The sequence below is a fragment of the Paenibacillus sp. GbtcB18 genome (assembly GCF_019091125.1).
GTDB classification, from domain to species: domain Bacteria; phylum Bacillota; class Bacilli; order Paenibacillales; family NBRC-103111; genus Paenibacillus_F; species Paenibacillus_F chitinolyticus.
Genome location: NZ_JAGXJX010000005.1, coordinates 83700 through 103895 on the forward strand (window position 1 = coordinate 83700; position 20196 = coordinate 103895).

The 20196-nt window shown below is 52.8% G+C and carries 15 protein-coding genes; 13 read left to right on the forward strand and 2 right to left on the reverse strand.

What is annotated here, in order from left to right; all coding sequences use genetic code 11:
* Positions 1-17: 17 nt before the first annotated feature.
* A complete protein-coding gene (locus KVT34_RS16195; protein ID WP_217559849.1) occupies positions 18-518 on the reverse strand; it encodes a phage tail protein in 501 nt (166 codons plus the stop codon).
* 11 nt (positions 519-529) lie between these two features.
* Positions 530-1012: a GNAT family N-acetyltransferase gene (locus KVT34_RS16200; protein WP_217559850.1), complete on the reverse strand. Its 483-nt coding sequence runs from the start codon at positions 1010-1012 to the stop codon at positions 530-532.
* A 246-nt stretch (positions 1013-1258) separates the two neighbouring features.
* Here KVT34_RS16200 and KVT34_RS16205 point away from each other — a divergent pair, with 246 nt between their 5' ends.
* The 13 genes from KVT34_RS16205 to KVT34_RS16265 all read left to right on the forward strand — a co-directional run bounded on the left by KVT34_RS16205 (position 1259) and on the right by KVT34_RS16265 (position 20172).
* A complete protein-coding gene (locus KVT34_RS16205) occupies positions 1259-7360 on the forward strand; it encodes a cadherin-like beta sandwich domain-containing protein (RefSeq protein WP_217559851.1) in 6102 nt (2033 codons plus the stop codon).
* 243 nt (positions 7361-7603) lie between these two features.
* Positions 7604-8260 carry a response regulator transcription factor gene (locus KVT34_RS16210; RefSeq protein WP_217559852.1) on the forward strand — a complete coding sequence of 219 codons (657 nt, stop codon included), beginning with the start codon at positions 7604-7606 and terminating at the stop codon, positions 8258-8260.
* Between the two features lie 3 nt (positions 8261-8263).
* Positions 8264-9703 carry a sensor histidine kinase gene (locus KVT34_RS16215; RefSeq protein ID WP_217559853.1) on the forward strand — a complete coding sequence of 480 codons (1440 nt, stop codon included), beginning with the start codon at positions 8264-8266 and terminating at the stop codon, positions 9701-9703.
* A complete protein-coding gene (locus tag KVT34_RS16220; protein ID WP_217559854.1) occupies positions 9700-10452 on the forward strand; it encodes a hypothetical protein in 753 nt (250 codons plus the stop codon). Before KVT34_RS16215 ends, KVT34_RS16220 begins: the two co-directional genes overlap by 4 nt.
* A gap of 176 nt (positions 10453-10628) precedes the next feature.
* Positions 10629-11357 (forward strand): N-acetylmuramoyl-L-alanine amidase family protein, encoded by a 729-nt coding sequence (locus KVT34_RS16225; RefSeq protein WP_217559856.1) that lies wholly within the window; start codon positions 10629-10631, stop codon positions 11355-11357.
* Positions 11358-11387: 30 nt separating this feature from the next.
* Positions 11388-12788: an ABC transporter substrate-binding protein gene (locus KVT34_RS16230; protein ID WP_217559857.1), complete on the forward strand. Its 1401-nt coding sequence runs from the start codon at positions 11388-11390 to the stop codon at positions 12786-12788.
* 20 nt (positions 12789-12808) lie between these two features.
* Positions 12809-13702 carry a carbohydrate ABC transporter permease gene (locus KVT34_RS16235; RefSeq protein WP_217559858.1) on the forward strand — a complete coding sequence of 298 codons (894 nt, stop codon included), beginning with the start codon at positions 12809-12811 and terminating at the stop codon, positions 13700-13702.
* 56 nt (positions 13703-13758) lie between these two features.
* Entirely contained in the window at positions 13759-14586 is an 828-nt protein-coding gene (locus KVT34_RS16240) for a carbohydrate ABC transporter permease (protein WP_217560156.1), read from the forward strand.
* A 50-nt stretch (positions 14587-14636) separates the two neighbouring features.
* On the forward strand, positions 14637-15806 hold the full coding sequence (locus KVT34_RS16245; RefSeq protein ID WP_217559859.1) for an efflux RND transporter periplasmic adaptor subunit: 1170 nt from the start codon (positions 14637-14639) through the stop codon (positions 15804-15806).
* A gap of 243 nt (positions 15807-16049) precedes the next feature.
* Positions 16050-17117 carry a type I glyceraldehyde-3-phosphate dehydrogenase gene (gene gap, locus KVT34_RS16250; protein WP_254634928.1) on the forward strand — a complete coding sequence of 356 codons (1068 nt, stop codon included), beginning with the start codon at positions 16050-16052 and terminating at the stop codon, positions 17115-17117.
* Positions 17118-17236: 119 nt separating this feature from the next.
* The gene (locus KVT34_RS16255) at positions 17237-17782 is read left to right on the forward strand and encodes an RNA polymerase sigma factor (RefSeq protein WP_217559860.1); all 546 of its coding nucleotides are present in this window, start codon (positions 17237-17239) and stop codon (positions 17780-17782) included.
* A complete protein-coding gene (lepB, locus tag KVT34_RS16260; RefSeq protein WP_217559861.1) occupies positions 17763-18995 on the forward strand; it encodes a signal peptidase I in 1233 nt (410 codons plus the stop codon). The genes KVT34_RS16255 and lepB overlap by 20 nt, the downstream gene beginning before the upstream one ends.
* Before the next feature lie 229 nt (positions 18996-19224).
* Positions 19225-20172, forward strand: coding sequence for a helix-turn-helix transcriptional regulator (locus KVT34_RS16265; protein ID WP_217559862.1), 948 nt, complete (start codon positions 19225-19227; stop codon positions 20170-20172).
* Positions 20173-20196 lie beyond the last annotated feature (24 nt).

The following is a 20196-nucleotide window of genomic DNA, read 5'->3' on the forward strand; positions in this document are numbered from 1 at the left end:
CCTCCTTAAAGATGATTTTAGTCTTGTGGCGGGTAGACCCCGTAAAGGGAAATAATAAAGGATACGGATAGCGTAGGCATCATATTGCTGTGCGGCTGGTTGCCGCCTGCGGAAGAAACGGTTAGCGCACTCATGGGAGTCGTGGTGCCGGTATTGGAGTAAATATTGGTAGGGGCGGAGGTCCAGGTCGCATTTACCGGTGAATCGACCGTACCTGCATTCATCGTCGCGTTCACAATGTGGGTATGCTGAGGCAATTGGCTCGATGTCAAGGTAACGGTTTCAGTGCCTCCTTTCGATGCTCGTGCATAGGACGGACTCGGATGGACGGGAACGCGGCCCTGCAAATCGGGAAGGGCAAAAGTTGTTCGACCATCTCCCCCGTAGGTAGTTCCAAGCAGGGCAAAAAGCGCCTCATTTTCCGAAATGTTTAAAATCTGTCCGTTGCACAGCGCCCATCCCTGCGGAGCGTAATTGCCGGCGAAGATTCTTATTTCGCCTAAGTAAGATTCACTCATACGTTTTCACCTCATCTACAAATTTCTTTCGACCATTCCATGGCCAGATACATATCGTCCTGTCTCGCATCAGCAGGTTGAAATCCGAGCCGTTCATACAGGGCAATCGCCCGGTGATTTCCTTTCAGAACGGAAAGTTGAAGCGGCAAGTTTCGGATGCGGGCTTCTTTCATAAAGCTTTGAAGCAGTTTTGTACCAAATCCTTGGTTCTGGAATTGCGGGAGGAGGGTGACGTCCACAATTCTTATGCTGCGGGGAGTTCGGTGGACCAGCATTCTTCCGGCTTTTTCGTCGCCGTGACAGTAGACCAGGTAATGATCGGCATCCGGGTATTGCAGCCGGTAGGAGCTTGTCTGAGCGTTGTACTGCATATGCAGAAAAGGACGCGCGACGGCCTCATCCCACCCCCATGCCCGTACTTCTGCCAGCCGGGAACTGCAGTACAGCTCGAACAGAAACGGCAGGTCTTCCGGTTCGGACACTTTTTTTAACACAGAAATCCCTCATCTCAAGGAGATAAGAACTATTTTCCATTTCAGAATAACACATGGCTTAGTCAAATTACATACATTTTGTGCTCTTAAAAGGACTAAATACCTATATTTTTTTGGTGAGTTTTTCCACTGTTTCTATTAAGATGTAGGTAGGCCTCAACGAAGGAAAGGAGCATCATTTACGACTTTATGAAAAATCGGCATGCATAGATTCAGTCACAAGAAAAAACGAATCGGGAGGATCACATGAGGGAGAAGAGTAAAACGGAATTCTGGGGCCGCTTTCTGCGGGTATTCCTAGTTTTTCTGCTTGCGGCCGGGACCGGCGGAGCGGGGAACTGGATTACGACAGCGGAGGCGGCGGGCACATGGGGCACCATAACTTCCGGAGTAGCGGATGATTTGAATCAAGTCGCTTTCGGAAACGGAAAATGGGTGGCCGTCGGTAACAACGGGATGATTTTAACGTCTTCCGACGGGATAAGCTGGAGCAAAACGAACATCGCCATTTACTCGGCCGTAGGGGTGACCTATGCGGGAAACCAATGGATAGTGACGGGAGCGAGCGGTAAAATCGCGACCTCGCCCGATGCCGTAACTTGGACGGTTCGCTCTACGGGAACGTCCGCTGATCTGAGTGCGCCTGCTTATAACGGCACCGTATGGGTCATTGTCGGATATAACGGGACTATCCTGAGCTCGACGGATGGCATCACGTGGACTCCCAGGACTTCAGGAACTACCGCCCATTTTTACGGCATTACGTACGGGGGCGGGTTGTTCGTAGCGGTCGGCGATGGAGGCGTGATAAGAACTTCCCCTGACGGCATCACCTGGACAACCCGTTCGGGCGGCGTGGAAACCTTGATGGACGTTACTTACGGAGCTAATCAATTCGTGGCGGTAGGATGGAATCAGAAGGTGCTGACTTCTACCGACGGCATCATTTGGACGCCCAGAACCGCTTCTGTTTCGGGGCTGAGCTTGTTCGGTATCGCCTACGGATCAAACAAGTATGTGGCCGTAGGGGATATCGGGGGGGCCGGCGCGATAGCCTCTTCTCCAGATGGCATTACATGGACCACGGAAAAAACGAACCTCAGCAACTTTTTAAACCGTGTGGGATTTGCAGGCGGAAGGTTTGTCACCGTAGGGGGGGCCGGCACTATGCTGACCCAGTATAACACGGTGTCTACAAACGCGAATCTGAGCAACTTGACGCTAAGTGCGGGAACGCTCAGCCCGGCGTTTGCATCCGGGACAACTGGTTATACGGCGGATGTATCAAACGGCACGGCAAGCATCAATGTGACCCCGACGGTAGCAGATGGCACGGCGACGGTAAAAGTGAACGGCAGCACGGTTACGAGCGGCAGTCCGTCGTCCATATCGCTTAGCGTGGGAGCCAACACTATCACCGTTGTGGTAACGGCGCAGGACGGCACGACACAGAAGACCTACACGGTCACGGTTACCCGAGCGGCACCGTTATCCACGAATGCGAATTTGAACAACTTAACGCTCAGCGCCGGAATGCTCAACCCGTCTTTCGCCTCCGGTACGACGACCTACACGGCCGGAGTGGCAAACAACGTGACGAGCGTCGACGTAACGCCGACCCTTGCGGACGGCACGGCGACGGTTAAAATGAACGGCAGCGCGGTGGCCAGCGGCAGTCCGTCGCCCGTATCGCTTAGCGTGGGAGCCAACACTATCACTGTTGTGGTAACGGCGCAGGATGGCACGACACAGAAGACCTACACGGTCACGGTAACCCGAGCGGCACCTTTATCTACGAATGCGAATTTGAACAACTTAACGCTCAGCGCCGGAACGCTCAACCCGTCTTTCGCCTCCGGTACGACGACCTACACGGCCGGAGTGGCAAACAACGTGACGAGCGTCGACGTAACGCCGACCCTTGCGGACGGCACGGCGACGGTTAAAGTGAACGGCAGCACGGTTGCCAGCGGCAGTCCGTCGTCCATATCGCTGAACGTGGGAGCCAACACTATCAACATTGTGGTAACGGCGCAGGATGGCACGACACAGAAGACCTACACGGTCACGGTAACCCGAGCGGCACCGTTATCCACGAATGCGAATTTGAACAACTTAACGCTCAGCGCCGGAACGCTCAACCCGTCTTTCGCCTCCGGTACGACGACCTACACGGCCGGAGTGGCAAACAACGTGACGAGCGTCGACGTAACGCCGACCCTTGCGGACGGCACGGCGACGGTAAAAGTGAACGGCAGCACGGTTGCCAGCGGCAGCCCGTCGTCCATATCGCTGAGCGTGGGAGCCAACACTATCAACATTGTGGTAACGGCGCAGGACGGCACGACGCAGAAGACCTACACGGTCACGGTAACCCGAGCGGCACCTTTATCCACGAATGCGAATTTGAACAACTTAACGCTCAGCGCCGGAATGCTCAACCCGTCTTTCGCCTCCGGTACGACGACCTACACGGCCGGAGTGGCAAACAACGTGACGAGCGTCGACGTAACGCCGACCCTTGCGGACGGCACGGCGACGGTTAAAGTGAACGGCAGCACGGTTACCAGCGGCAGCCCGTCGTCCATATCGCTGAGCGTGGGAGCCAACACTATCACCGTTGTGGTAACGGCGCAGGACGGCACGACACAGAAGACCTACACGGTCACGGTTACGCGAGCGGTGCCGTTATCCGGAATTGCCGATTTAAGTAACTTGGTTCTGAGCGGAGCCGCCTTAAATCCCGGATTTGCCTCCGGTACGATTACGTACACGTCCAGTGTGGCCTATGGAGTCACTGCTCTTGACGTAACGCCTACAGTGGCGGACAGCCACGCGACGGTTACGGTGGACGGCCGTCCCGCAACGAGCGGATCGGCATCATCCGTGACGCTGAACGTAGGGCCTAACCCGATTCCGGTTCTAGTTACGGCAGAGAATGGTTCCACAAAGACCTATACGGTCACGGTAACTAGGGCGGCAAGCTCCAATAACGCGGATCTGAGCGGAATCACGCTAAGCGGAGGCGCAGCGCTCAGCCCCGTTTTTGCACCGGGGACGACCCTTTATACGGTAAATGTTCCGAACAGTGTCTTCGGTTTGGACGTAACGCCGTCGGTGGCGGACAGCACGGCGGCGCTTAAAGTCAACGGCGCGGCAGCGGCAAGCGGTACTCCGGTTCCCGTCTCGTTGAACGTGGGCAACAATACGGTTACGCTGCTCGTCATCGCGCAGGACGGTACGCCCAAAATGTATACGCTGACGATCACCCGGGCACCTTCAAGCAACGCGCTGTTAAGCAGCTTAACGCTGAGTGCAGGCACGTTGACACCGGTATTCGATTCCGGCACAACGAGCTATACGGCGCAAGTGGCAACCGGCGTATCGAGCATTGATGTGACGCCCGTAGTCGCGGACGGCACGGCAATCATGACCGTGAACGGCAGCTCGGCACTAAGCGGTGCGGCGACTCCGGTGTCGCTCAACGTCGGCGACAACACGATTACCTTTGTAGTGACGGCGCAGGACGGAACGACGAGCAAAACGTACACGGTAACGGTTAATCGCGCGGCTCCGCTATCGGGCAATGCGGACTTAAGCTCGATCGCCTTAAGCGCAGGCACGCTCAACCCTGCATTCGCACCGGGAACTGCGGCCTATACGGTAAATGTGGCCAACGCTGTGAACACCGTTGACGTTACACCTACGACAGCGGACAGCACGGCTTCCGTCAAGGTGGAGGGAAAACCCGTGACGAGCGGAACCGCTTCTGCCGTATCGTTGAACGTAGGTTCCAATACGGTAAAGGTTCAGGTGATGGCGCAGAACGGGGGCGTTAAAACATACACGTTGACGATCACCCGGGCCGCATCCGGCAACGCGGATTTAAGCGGCATCTCGCTCAGCGAGGGGACGCTGACGCCCGTGTTTGATCCGGCACAGCTTAGCTACACGGCGTCTGTACCGAACGCTTCGGCCGGAATAGATGTAACGGCCGTGACGGCCGATGCGACCGCTTCAATCACCGTGAACGGAGACGCCGTAGTCAGCGGAACCCCTAAACCGGTTGCGCTGAATGTGGGCGATAACCCGATCACAATTGTCGTTAAAGCGGCGGACAACACGCTTAAAACGTATACCGTGACGGTCACACGCGCGGCTTCAAGCAACGCGGATCTCAGCGCTCTGACGCTCAGCGAGGGAACGCTGACGCCCGCCTTCGCCGCAGGAACGAAATTGTACACCGCCACTGTGGCATCGGATGTGTACGATCTGGATCTGACCGCACAGCTTGCGGACTTTACTGCGACGATGACCATCGGCGGAAATTCCGCTTCGAGCGGCCAGACCGTCAACATCTCGCTAAACACGGGGGCAAATCCGATAGCGATCGTCGTGACGGCGCAGGACGGATCAACGAAGACCTATACAGTCACGATCAACCGGGAAGCTCCGCCTTCGAGCAACGCGCTGTTAAGCGGGCTGACGATCAGCCCCGGCACGCTCAGTCCGGTTTTTGCCGGAACCCAGACCAGTTATACAGCGGATGTCGCCCACGATATAACCGAAATTACGGTAACGCCGGCGGCTGCCGACAGTACGTCAACGGTATCGGTTAACGGACACGTTCTGTCCGCGGGCGGCTCCGAAATCGTTCCGCTCCTGACGGGAGCGAACACGATAACCGTCCAAGTTACGGCACAGGACGGAACGAAGAATTCCTACGTTATCATCGTCACCCGGGCTGTTCCTCCGTCCGGCAACGCGGACCTCAGCGGTCTGGCCGTAAGCGCGGGAACGCTGACTCCGGCATTTGCACCGGGCGTGACGGCATACGCGGCTTCCGTGAACCACTCCGTATCGGAAGTTACGGTAACGCCGGCGGCTGCGGATCCTACCGCCACGGTATCGGTTAACGGAAGTGCCGTTTCGGCCGGCAGCGGCCGTCAGATCACGCTGAGCGTCGGCGCCAATCCGGTAACGATTGTTGTCACCGCGCAGAACGGGACCACCAAAACCTACACCGTTACGTTTACGCGCGAAAGCAGCGGAGGCGGTGGCGGAGGTGGCGGCGGCTCAACAGAGCGCCCGATCGACGGACGTATCGAGGTCGTTTCCTCTTCGGGAGAGGTGCTTAACCAATCCGTCAACAAGCTCATCGGAGATAACGTGAAGCTGTTTGCGGACATTTACAGCAATGACGGCGCCACGCTGTTCAAGCAAAATGTGAGCGTCGACACTTCAGGAAAGTTCACGCTTTACTCGCTTTCCGCCGGAACTTATAAAATCGTTCTTTCCTTGACTGCTCCTAATGGCGAAAAGCTTGCCGGAGCGGCCGGAACGCTTGTCGTAAGCTCCGACACGGCGGTGTTCCGGACGCCTGAAATCAACCCGTTCGGCACGATCCGAGACTTCGAGACAGGCGCTGCGCTTGCGGGCGTTAAGGTGACCCTGTACTGGGCCGATACGGAAAAAAATCGTTCCGCCGGAAAAATCGCGGGAACGCCGGTTTCTTTGCCGGAGCTTGCGCAAATGCTGCCGGGACAGAACAAGAATGCCCAAACCACTTCGAGTGACGGTCGTTACGGCTGGCTCGTATATCCGGACGGTGCCTACTATCTGATCGCCGAAAAAGACGGGTATGAAACCTATAACAGCAGAAGCGACCGGGGCGGCGGAATCGTTGCGAAAGATTTTACTTCTTTAAAACTCGATATCGCTCTGAAACCTTCGGGGACTTACCACGAACACAAGCCTTACATGGAAGGCTATCCGGACGGAACGTTCCGGCCGGGCAAAGGAATTTCGCGGGCGGAGCTGGCAGCCATACTGGCCAGACTTTTCGCGAATGAAACTTCCGCCACCGTGCAAAATCCGTTTGCCGATGTACCGGCCACGCACTGGGCTTCCCAGTATGTGACGGCCGTGTTCGGAGGCAAGCTTATGGACGGCTACCCGGACCGCAACTTTAATCCGGAACGAATTCTGACACGTGCCGAGATGGCCACGATTCTCGTGAAGCTGAAACAGCTTCCGGCCGTGCAGGGAAATTCCGCTTTCACGGACGTTCAAGGCCACTGGGCCGCTGAAAATATCCGGAAAGCGGAGAAGGCCGGTCTGCTGACGGGATTCGAGGACGGTTCGTTCAGACCGGATCAGTCGCTTACCCGGGCGCAGGCGGTCGTCATCTTCAACAAGCTGCTCGGCCGTCAGCCGGAAAGTGTTCCTGCGGGCATTCCGCAGGCATGGTCTGATGTTCCCGCCGGCTTCTGGGGATATAAGGACGTGACGGAAGCTTCCGTTTATCATGCATACAAGCACGTGAACGGCCGGGAAATTTGGAAATAACAACCCGAAAATAATAAACTTCAGCCGGACGAATCCTGAGGATTAACCGCATCTTATTTATAAGATGCGGCTTTTTTTGCCGATGAAGCTTGCCGGGTTCCTTCTGGGTTTCCGAATTTTTTGAGACGACTGAAGGTGATTGGATGCAGTTGGAGACATACATGCCGTGTGCATGTTTAATGCCGGTGCGTTATCATATAGAATGGATAGCAGAAGCTCAAACTAAAAGTAGGGGATTACCGGATGCAGAAGAAGATTTTGATCGTGGAAGACGATATCCATATATCCAACATCATTAAAATGAATCTCAACCTCGTGAACTATGCGACGGCAGAAGTCTACGACGGTATATCCGCGCTCGATGCGGTAAAACAGGACAAGTTTGATCTCATCCTGCTGGATGTCATGATCCCTAAGCTGGACGGATTTGCGTTAATGGAAAAAATGAAGTCCTGCGGGGTTCCGGTCATTTTTTTGACGGCAAGAAATTCGGTGTACGACAAAGTCAACGGACTGAGGCTGGGGGCCGACGACTATATGGTCAAACCGTTCGAAGCCATCGAGCTGCTGGCCCGGATCGAAACCGTGCTGCGCAGGTACGGCAAAGAAGAACAAGTGATAGCGTTTCAGAACCTCCAGGCGGATTTGAACAAAAGAGAAGTGACCGTGCAAGGAGAGCCCGTCGAGCTGACGCCGAAGGAGTACGACCTGCTGATCGTGCTGCTGAGAAATAAGAACATTGCCCTCTCCCGGGAACAATTCATTGATAAAGTTTGGGGGAGCGACTATTACGGGGAAACCAGAACCGTTGATATGCATATCAAATCGCTGCGCAAGAAGCTTCACCTGCAGGATCACATTAAGACTATTTACAAAATCGGTTACCGGCTGGAGGATTAACCGATGAAATTTTGGCAGAAAATTTATTTGTTTTCGATTCTGGTCTTCGTGTTCATCTTCAATGCGGCCTCAGTTATGGTCATCGAGCGGAGCCACGGGAAAATGCTGGATCAGGAAATCAACGGCGCGTTAAGTCAGAACATGAGCATTCATTCCAGCGTCGATGCGATTGTTCCGATTCTTCGTATTTACGATTCCATCGATTATGAGAAAACGGTACTAACGAATATGGCGAGCGAATTTGTGGCGAAGAATAGCGACCAGCGCATGTATTTAGAGATTTTGGACGATACGAACCGGGTTATTTTCAGCAACAACGATTTCAAGATGCCCGAGCACCGCGAGGAACTGGACAAGCTGGCCATGGATGAAATCCATTATATTTTACGGGATATCGGCAATCGCACGCTGTTGTTTACATCGAACCATACGGAAATCAATCACAAGAACTATGTGTTCACCTACACGAAAGACGTGACTTCCTTATACCAGGATCGCATGGATCAGTACCGGTTTTTCATCAAAGTGGATATCGCTGCCTGTTTGCTCTACATGCTCATTATGTTTTTCGTGAGCAGGGGATTGACCAAACCGATTGACCGTCTAAACCGGACGGCTCGGGTGATCGCACAGGGCGGCTTCTCGGAACGCGTCCGCTTGAAATCAAAGGATGAAATCGGCGTTCTGGCACAAAATTTTAATGAGATGGCCTCGGCTGTCGAGGAAAAAATAAATGACCTGAAGCGGCATAATGAAGAAAAACAAAGGTTTATTGATAATTTTACCCATGAATTAAAAACGCCGTTGACGTCGATTATCGGGTATGCCAACTTCTTAAGGACTACCAAATACAATGAAGAGCTGTACGTGGACGGATTAAACGTTATTTATTCGGAAGGCAAACGTCTGGAGTCACTTTCGATGAAGCTGATGGATCTGATTTTTCTTCAGGAGGATCATTTCCGCTTGGAGGAGCATGATCTGGGAATTCTCATTGCCGAAATAAAACCTGCTTTGGCGATGATGGCCAAAGAACACCGGGTAACGATCGTCACCGATTTGGAAGAGGGCAGGCTGAGGCTGGAAAAGGATTTGATTAAAATGTTGATTTTTAATCTGGTCGACAATGCGATTAAGGCTTCCGCAGAACAACAGAGCATTACGATTCGTACTTACTGGCGGGGCAGCCGCTGCACGCTTGAAGTGATTGACCAAGGCATCGGGATTGCCGAAGAGCATCGGGACAAAATTTTCGAACCCTTCTATATGGCGGATAAAGCGAGAACGAGAAGCAGCAACGGAGCGGGCCTGGGCCTCTCGATTTGTCAAAGCATCGCAAGTATTCACCATGCCGTGATCGAAGTGAGCAGCCTGGAAAATCAGGGCACGACGATTAGGGTCATATTCGACCGGACAAATCCGAAAGGCGGAATGAATCCATGAACAAGTTCATCGCGGTTGTCCTATGCGCGTCGTTCCTGGTTTTGACGACAGGGTGCGAAGGATTGTTCAACACGGTCAAGAAAGACGCGGTCTTGGTAAAAAAGATTTCGCAAGAGCATAAAATGAGCGAAGTGAAATACGAAGGCGTTCTTGCTCAGGATACGGTGAAGACACTCAGCCTCAATGCGGTCAACAAAACCTTCAACCAAAAGCTGAAGTTGGAAGAAGCCCGATTCGAACTGATGGCGGTGGACCGGAAGAATCTCGAAGATCTGCTGAATAAGACGGAGTACGGAGTCAGACCGATGCTGGAACGGAATCAGAAGATAAAGATGAATTCCGAGACGGAATTGAATAAAGTCCAGGGCGGTTTATTTTATGTAACCCTGACCCGCGCGGCCGATCCCGATGAAGTGTATGAACTTGTTCTGAACGCGAGAGACGGCGAGGTGTTGAAAGTTTCCAGTGACATCGCAAAGCCGGCCCCTATTGAAAAGGATCCGATCGTAATCCCGGACGGGGGGATCGAGATCGCTAACCGGTTTATTCAGGAAAAGGGAGCTTATGCCTTAGCCGATATGATTCCGGAAGAGAAAACAGCCCGACAGGGCGTCGCTGTGGAAGTGTATTATAAGAACAAGGAAACTGAATCGTTAGTCTACAGTGTCAAGGTTAATCTAAGAACGCAGCAAGTAGTCGGATTCAGCAAGGACATCATGGCTATACTCGGATATTTTTCGGATTCATAGACTAGCATAAAAAAAGCCGGCTGCAAATGCAGCCGGTTTTTTGTGCTGCCTTTTTTGTCTTTTTTACAAGTTCTATATAAGTCCATCTAACTTATCCTATAATCGCGTACTACACTGATGGAGTGCCACCCGGGAGTGTAGGAGAACGTCAGAGAAAATGGGAGTAAAGAGAGAGCATGAAAAGGAGCAGCAGAAAACAACTTCAGTCCCGCCGGGCGATATGGATAAGCATAATCGTGTTAACGGGAATGGTCTGGTCGCTATATAAGCTGTCCGCGTCCCTGACTTTGGCGAGTGCAAGCATACCTTCGGCGGAATTGGCCGTCTCGCCCGGCAAAAGTCATGTAGCGCTGCAAAATGGGACAAGCCGCTATAAAATCGTGATCGACCCGGGGCACGGGGGCAAGGACCCCGGTGCTGCGGGAGTGAGCGGTAATCAGGAGAAAGCGTACACGCTCGCGCTTTCCAAAAAGGTGTTCGATCAGCTCCGGCAGGATCCGGCATTTGAGGTGGTTATGACACGTACGGATGACACCTTCGTCGAACTGGGGGGGCGCGCCCAAATCGCGAATGAGCTTGGTGCGGACGCATTCATCTCCATTCATGGGAACACCTACAAGGACCCCGAAGTATCCGGCACCGAGACGTTTTATTATGCGGACGATAGTTCTGCGCTCGCACACAAGGTTCATGAGCAGCTGGTAAAAACGACCGGATTCAAGGACCGCGGTGTTAAAAAGGAAGGCTGGCAGGTACTGAGAGACAGTAAACAACGGGCTGTACTTCTGGAAGTCGGGTATCTCACGAACCCGGATAACGAAACGGATATGCTGAATGAAGCCCGCCAGATTCGAACGGCTGAAGCCATTGCGAATGGAATCAAGAAATATTTCACGGAGTTTTAACCTCGCATACAAAAGAAAGGAAGGATTTCAATGAGAAAAATTTCGTTCATTTTAATCGCCGTCATCCTAATGATTTCGGCCTCGGCTTGCAGCAGCCGTACGGGTAATGGAGAGGCGGCCGGCACCCAGAACGGGGATAAGACAACGGAAAGTCCAGACGGGGGAAAGACGGAAGGAAAGAAACCGGACGACAGCCCCAAAACGATCGTGTTTTCCACGTTTTTTCCGGATGATTTCTTTAAGGAAGCCAAAAAGCGGTATGAAGCGAAACATCCGAATATTACAATCGAGCTGAAATATGTGGAGACTGACGATGCACATGGAGAAGAGAATGTTGAAAAATTTATAAAAACGACGAATACCGCCCTATTATCCGGGAAAGGCCCCGATCTGATCGAAATGGATTTACTGCCTATCGGAAATTATGTGAATAAAAAATTGTTGGCTAATATAAGCGAAATGATGGATAAAGATCCAACCTTTAAGAGAGAGCAGTATTTCACGAACATATTGGACAACGTCAAGTTAAACGGCGGGGTTTACGGGATGCCCTTGAATTTCTTTACCTACGCATTCATCGGGAATGAAACGGCGATAGAGAAAAGCGGAGTGAAGATCGACGATAAGAACTGGAATTGGAGCCAATTTGCCGACGTGGCCAGAGAGTTGATGAAAGACGGGAATCAGAAGAACAAATCCGCCTTATATAGTATGCCGGAGTCTCTGCTGAATGAGATGGTTAAGGAGCAGTATGCCACGTTTGTGGATCCGGTGAATAAAAAGGCGAATTTCGAGACAGCTGCTTTTACCGGGCTCATGAAGCAGGTGAAATCTCTTTTCGATGACCAAATCGCCACAGATAAGCCGGTTCAAGCTTTGTTCAGAAGTGAATCGATCGTTTCGCCGGAATATTATATCCGCGATTTGAAGCAGAGCGAATATTTATCGAAAGGGGATGAGTTTACATCCAAGCTTTACGCCAAACCGCACGCGGATGGACAGAAAGCCGGAGGATACTTCCGGCCGTACAAAACCATCGGGATTAACGAAAAGTCTTCCGTGAAAGAGGAAGCATGGGATTTCCTTAAATTTATGCTGTCCGGCGAGGTTCAACAAGGGCCGGACCATGCCGGATTTCCGCTGAATAAATCCGTTTACGAGAAGCGAGTGCAGGAGCTGCTGAAAGTAGGGAAAGTGAAATCCGATCAGGAAATGGGTGTTTTGAAGGACAAAGTGTTCGATATCACGGCCAAGGATATTCAAGATTTGGACCGGTTCCTTTCCGAAGCGATTTATCCTTACGAATTTAAGCCCTCCAAGATCGGAGAAATTATCATAGAAGAGGCCAAATCTTATTTCAAAGGGCAGAAATCAGCCGAAGCCGCGGCAAAGTTAATTCAGAACAGAGTGACAACTTTCCTGAATGAATAATCGGGAATCGGGGTGAGGACATGGCGGACAAGCTTTATCGGAGCAATTCGTTTAAACGAAGGGGCAAGAATTGGATAGACGTTTTTCTTTTCTTGGGACCGAGTTTAGCGGGGTTTGCGATTTTTTATCTGATTCCGTTTGCTATGGGGTTCTTCTACTCTTTTCAGGACAGTACGCTTGGCGGCTCTTTTGTCGGTATCGAAAATTATAAGGAATTGCTGGCGAGCGGATCTTTCCGCAATGCGGCAGCCAACACTTTTCTTTTTACCATTGTAAGTGTGCCGCTGATCCTTGTCCTGTCCTTGATAGCTGCTCTCTTGCTGAACCGGAAACTGTTTATCCGGAATTGGCTGCAGACGGCTTTTGTTTTGCCGCTGGTGGTGCCTGCAGCCTCTGTCGTGATGATTTGGCAAATTTTATTCGACTGGAACGGTTCTGTGAACGCGTGGATGCAGAGCTTTCATTTGGAGCGGGTCGACTGGATGAAATCGGACTGGTCCGTGGGGGTGCTGGCGGTCGTATACAGCTGGAAAAATATCGGGTATAACATCATTTTATTTTTGGCGGGTCTCCAGAGTATACCGAAGGACTATTACGAAACGGCGGATATCGAAGGTGCCGGAACATTCCACAAGACCATTCATATTACGCTCGTGTATTTGACTCCGACGATGTTTTTGGTCGTTCTGATGTCCATTATCAATTCTTTTAAGATTTTCCGGGAAACGTACCTGATTGCAGGTGATTATCCGTACGACCGGATTTATATGCTGCAGCATTATATGAACAACATGTTTCTGTCCCTGGATATTCAGAAGCTGACGGCCGCGGCAAGTTTAATGGTAGGCTGTATTCTCATCCTGGTGACTCTTATGCTGTTTATAGAGCGACGCTTTAGACAGTTCATTGATTAGACGCAAGGACGGTGATAACGTTGGCTTTATTCCGGAAGGTCTCGCTGACGCTTGTCATGGGAGTTATCGCTGTGGTGATGCTGTTTCCCATTGGGGTTACCTTTGTAAACTCGCTTATGACGGAGGGTGAAATCGCCCATAATTATGATCTCATCGGCAAAATGTCCGATACTGCGGCAGGAGAAGGCTTCGTCAATCTGAAGCTGATTCCGGACTGGCTGTCGTTCCAACAATACATGGAAGTGCTGGTGTACAAGCCGGTATTCCTCCAAATGTTCTGGAACTCCGTCGGACTGGTCGCGCCTATCATCGCCGGGCAAGCTCTGGTCGCCTCTTTGGCCGGTTACGCTTTTGCCAAGCTCCGGTTTTGGGGGCGGGATAAACTGTTTGTCGTGTATCTCATGACGATGCTGATGCCGTTTCAGGTGACCCTCGTCCCCAATTACATGATGGCTCAGAAGCTTGGGCTTCTGAACTCGGCATCCGCCATTATTTTGCCGGGAATTTTCAGCGCCTTCGGGGTTTTTATGCTTAGACAATTCATGCTGCATATTCCGAATTCCTATATCGAAGCCGCCCAAATGGATGAGGCCGGGCATCTGAGGATTTTTTACAACATTATTCTTCCTCTTATTCAGCCCGGAATCGCCGGGTTGATCGTCCTGCTGTTTGTTGACAACTGGAATATGGTCGAGCAGCCGCTTATTTTTCTGGAGGATTCGTTCAAACAGCCGTTATCTTTATATTTATCACGTATCAACGAAGGAGCCAGGGGCGTCGCTTTTGCCGCATCCGTGCTGTATATGACTCCCATGGTGCTGCTGTTCTTGCATGCAGAGTCCCATTTTATCGAAGGAATTCAGTTGTCGGGAATTAAAGGATAGCCGGAACCTGCGAGTCAAAAGCTCCTTCTGAAATGTAAGAGGTGGTCTTAATGGAATTGCTGCATGCCGGGCAGGCGAGTGACAGACGCAAAAGAAAAATTCGTCTCTTTTCCGGTTTATTTATCGGGCTTCTGGTCGTATTTACGCTGCTCAGCAACACGTTTATGGCTTTGACTATCCCTAAGGTCGCGGTTGTAGTGCCGAGCCGGGGCCAGCTTGTTCATACGTTCAAAGGCAGCGGCGTTATCAAGTGGAGGGCTGAAACCGCCTTAACGAACAGCACGGGGTGGAAAGTGAAGAAGGTAGAAGTGAAGGAAGGGGATCGCGTCAAGAAAGGGCAGACGCTGGTGACTTACGACAGCCATGATGCGGAGCAGGATATCCTGGACCAGCAGGCCGGTCTTAATAAGCTCAAGCTTACTATGGAAGAGCTGCAAAGCCATTTTATCGAGGCGTCCCAGAACGGAGAAGACAAAAGCATTGAGGACGCCAAGCGTGCCATGGACATTCATAAAATCGATCTGGAAGTCCAGCAGCGGAAAATACAAAATCTTCAGGAAAAGCTGAAAAAGAACGTCAAGTTGACGGCTCCGTTCAATGGAATCGTCACGAAGATAAACGCTAAGGAAGGGCTTTCTTCCGAAAACGGAGGCTATGATGTCCGCCTATCCGACGAAAGCCTCGGTTTTGAATTTGAGCTGTCAGTCCCGGTCGACACCGCTGCCGAGTTAAAAACGGGAGACAAGCTGGAAGTTCAAGTGGAGGGGCCTGCTGCCGAAAAAGTCGAAGGGCAAATTTCGGAAATCCGCGAGCCCGGTAGCCCGGATACAAGCAAGACAGAGGAAGGCAGCACCGGTGACGGCGGTAAAACGGCCATGAATTTGCCGATGAAGCGTCTTCTCGTGACGCTGCAGGGTACAGGCACGGGCTTGAAGGAAGGCGCCGGTGTCCGGGTGGAACTGAGCAGAGCGACAGATCCCGATATACTACTGGTAGCCAATAAAGCCATTCACGAAGATAACACCGGAAAATACGTCTTTACAATCGAAGAAAGAAACGGTCCGCTCGGCAACGCCTTTTACATCCACAGAACATATATCACCGTCGCTGACTCCGATGATAAAGTATCGACGGTCATCCAAGGCCTGTTCGAACAACAGCAAATCGTAATCGAGAGCAGCGAGCCTTTGCAGGATGGCGATAAGGTGCGGATGCAATAAGGACGGATGAGGTGGAGATCCGAAGGAGTCAAAGAAACGGAACCGTAAACGTTAGCGGTGGGAGAGAGATCTTTAGGGACTCTCTCTTTTTTTTGATTTAATTAACCTGTGTATAATACTCATATATAAACAATTAAAACATACTATTGTCTTTTATGACGTCATAAATTATAATTGTGATGTACTAATTAAGCGACCAATGCGAATCAACTTAATATTTCACCTTACGGAGGAGGAGTTAGCTTGTCACAGGCTGCAGGAATTAGAGGAATCGGGATCAGCGGGATGGGGAGAATCGGACGCCTTGTCGTCCGGAAAATGTTTTCGGATAAAGGGCAGACTTCTCCGCTCAAGGCGATCAATACCATTTATCCGGCGGAGACGCTGGCTCACCTTTTAAAATACGATTCGGTCCACGGAAGATGGGACGCGAATGTGACGATCGCAGACGGGTGCCTGGTCATTAACGGGCAATCCATCCGGCTGACGTACGAAAGGGAACCGGAGAACATTTTGTGGGGACAAATGGGAGTCGATCTCGTCATTGACGCCACCGGCAAATTCAACGACCGTCAAGGTTCTCAGAGACATCTGAGCGCCGGAGCTTCCCGAGTTCTCATTACCGCTCCCGGCAAGCAGATGGATTTCACCGTCGTGATGGGCGTCAACGATCACCTCTATGATCCCATCAAGCATACCCTTGTATCCGCCGCATCCTGCACGACGAACTGCGTCGCTCCCGTGCTTCATATACTGGATCAGGCGTTCGGCGTACAGAGCGGTTGGATGAGCACAGTGCATTCGTATACGTCGGATCAGAAGCATCTGGACAATCCGCACAACGATTTGCGCAGGGCGCGGGCGTGCACGGAGTCGATCGTTCCTACCACGACGGGTGTAGGTAAAGCGCTTACAGATGTCCTGCCTCACTTGGCGGCTCATGTTCAGGGCGTTTCCCTGCGCGTGCCGACGCAGGATGTATCGCTGGTGGATTTGACGGTAAAAGTGTCCCGTCCGGCCGGGCTGGACGAGATCCAAGCGGCTTTCAAAAGCGCGGCCGCAGGCTCCATGTCCCCGTATGTCGCCTACTCCGACGAGCCGCTCGTGTCGGTCGATTATGTGGGCTGCCCGAATTCCGCCGTCGTAGACGGTCTCTCCCTGATGGCGATGGGCGATCAGATCAAAGTGCTCGCCTGGTATGACAACGAATGGGCTTACGCCTGCCGTGTCGTGGAGCTGGCGGAGCTTATGCGGGACAAAGTCAAGACCATTCAGTCCCGCGATGCCGAGGTCAGCAGCATGTTCGCCTAAAATTCCCGTGCTCTGTATGATAAACTAACAACAGAAAATAAAATGTACAAAGTTCCCTAAAACGGGAACTTTTTCTTTTGCGGGGAGTCTGTTTGTTCAGATAAGAAAGGGGGGAGCCCGTGGACGACGAGTATTTGAAGTACGTGTCCGAACTTCATCCGTCCGATTTAAGAACCTTAATGGAACAGCACGGGGAAGACGTATGGAACTATGCGTATTTTTTAACGAAAAAAAGGGACCTTGTCGACGACATCGCGCAGGATGTGTTTGTAAAAGCGTTCCGCAGCGTCGGTTCCTTCCGGGGCGAATGCAGCGTAAAGACCTGGCTGCTGAAAATCACCCGGAATACCGCGTTTTCGTACCGGAGAAAAGCTTTTTTCCGGCGGGTGATCCTGGCTGACTACGTCCGGGGAGAAAGCCCTTCCGCCGAAAGCGAATTTCTGGAACGCCACTTGGCCGATGAGGCATGGAAAATCGTGCTGGAGCTTCCCGCCCCCTACAGGGAGGTGCTGGTGCTGCAATCGATGCACGGGATGACGGTGGCGGAAATGGCGGCCGCCCTGGGAATTTCGGAAGGGACGGTAAAGTCCCGCATCCATAGAGCGCGCCGTAAAGCGGCTCAACTAGCGAAAGGAGGATTCCGGTATGAAGAGAACGGAAATTGAGACGGATCCGTTTGAGCTTTCGGAGAGGCCCTTTAACAAGCCCATGTTTGGAACGGAGTTGATGGATGCCGTGGAACGGAAAGTATGGAACGGGAGCGGTCTTGAAGCGGGCAGGCCCGCAAATAGGCGCAAGCGGTTCTATCTGGCGGGAACGGCTTTGACTGCCTTGCTCGTTTGTTGTGCCGTTCTGTTTATGGGGCCTCTCGGAGATAAAGCGAACGGAACGATCCGGGACTTAACGACACCACGGTATCCCCAGCGTGTAGAAGCGAAAGAAGGCTTGATGCTGGTAGACGATTATTCGATGAGCATGGTCGGCCAGAAAATGGAATACTACAGCGGCGGTTACGGCAGGTTAGTCGTCGATCCCCGGTTTAAGGCGGTACAGCAGTTCCGCCGCGGAGATGTGCTGTATTACCGGCTGCCGGTCACTCCCGGGTTTACGCCCAATCCCGAAATCAGCGGGTCTGACTCACAAACAGCCCGTGTGATCGGGCTGCCGGGGGAGAAGATTAGGATCGAGAAAGGCCGGGTTTACGTGAACGGGAAGAAGTTGGATACGTTCTACGGACAGGCGAGGATTGCTGGGCTTGACGAAGCCGCATACTTCAAGAACACGGAAGCGTCGGGCAGAAAGGATGCCTGTCCCCCGGATTGTGTGCAAGACAGCAAAGCCTATTTCAACGTGAATATGGCGGAGACGACCGTGCCGGACGGTTCTCTCTTCGTCCTGGGAGATTTCTGGTCGAAGAGCCATGACAGCCGGGAGTTCGGGGCCTTGGCGCAGGGGAACATTCAGGGAAAGGTGCTGGGATACGACGAAGCTGGAGCCCGCAGTCCTCACCAGACCTTTGCTTCCAGCAACCTGTGGCTTTACGGAATTCCGGATAAAATCGGCTTCCTGAGAGGTCAAATTCTTACCTCCCCCCCTAATAAAATCGTCTGGCATTTCTGGGGTGCCCGGGAAGAGTTCGAAGGCAAAAATTTGCGGATCGAAGGCATCCATACGAGTGACGGCGTTAAAAAACCGGTGCTGATCAACGAAGACGACAGCATTGTCTGGGAGTATGAGTGGGGACCGACCTACGGTCCGGTCAACGGGGCGGACGCGACCCAGCCCTCGCTTATCAAGCTGGACGAGAGCGGACAGTGGCGCCTCGATATTTATTTGGGCGGGAAATTTTTCGCAAGTATGTTCGTTAACGCGGAGTAGGACGCGATAAACCATAAGCGGCCGGGATGAAACGATTTTTCTGCCGATATCAATCGCGTAAACTCGACCTGCCGCGAACAGGCAGCAAAACAGGGAAGGAGCCGGCCGCCGGAAGGAGCTACGGCTCCTTCTTCCTTTCTTTGCTTGTAAGAAAAGCTGGCACACTTTCGCCGCCGGAGTTACGATAGGAGTAACTATCCGAACGTTGGCGACAAGGGGGCTTCACGCTATGAACAAAACCGACCGCATGCTGGCGATCATTTTGCGGCTCCAGCGCAAGGGCACGCAGCGCGCGGAAGATCTCGCCGCGGCCTTCGAGACGAGCGTGCGCACGATCTACCGCGACATGCAGGCGCTCTGCGAAGCGGGTGTCCCGGTCGTCGGGGCGCCGGGACAAGGGTACTCGCTCGTCGAAGGCTACTTCCTGCCGCCGGTCAGCTTCACGGCGGAAGAAGCCGTCACCCTGCTGCTCGGTCTCGAGTTTGTCGAGCAGCAGTTCGACGAGGCTTCCCGCGCCCAGGCGGGTGCCGCGCGGGCCAAGCTCGAGGGCGTACTCCCGGATCGGGTGCGCCGGGAGTCCCAGAAGCACCGCGAGGGCATGAAGCTCCTCGCGGGCCCGGGAAGCGCCGCCGGTAACGGAGCGGCGGCGCTGGCTCTGCTGCGCGGCGCGGTGCTGCAGGAGCGCACGGTGCGCTTTGCCTACGCGGCGAAGGATACGGCCATGCCGGGAGGCGAACGGCTGACGGTGCGCGAAGCCGATCCTTACGGGCTGGTCTACTTGAACAGCGCGTGGATGCTGATCGCCTTCTGCCGGCTCCGGCAGGAGGTCCGGCATTTCCGGCTGTCCCGAATCAGCGAGCTTACGCTGCTGGAGACCGTCTTCGAGAAGCCGGAAGAGTTCGACCTCCGGTTGTACAAGCCGGCGGATGACCGGCAGGGGGAAGTCCGCCTGCTTTTTCGCCGCGAGCTTGCAAACCGGGTTCGGGAAACGAACTACTATTATATAGAAGAAACGCAAAATGTGGAGCAGGGCCTGCTCGTCACGTTAAAGGTCAGATCGCCCGAGGAAATCCTCCATTGGGTATTGAGCTGGGGAGCGGGTGTTGAAGTGCTGGAACCCGAATCGCTGCGTGTTCGGCTGCGGGAAGAAATTCGGCGCATGGCAAAACGCTACTGACATACTGTTGTCAGCAGCGCTTTT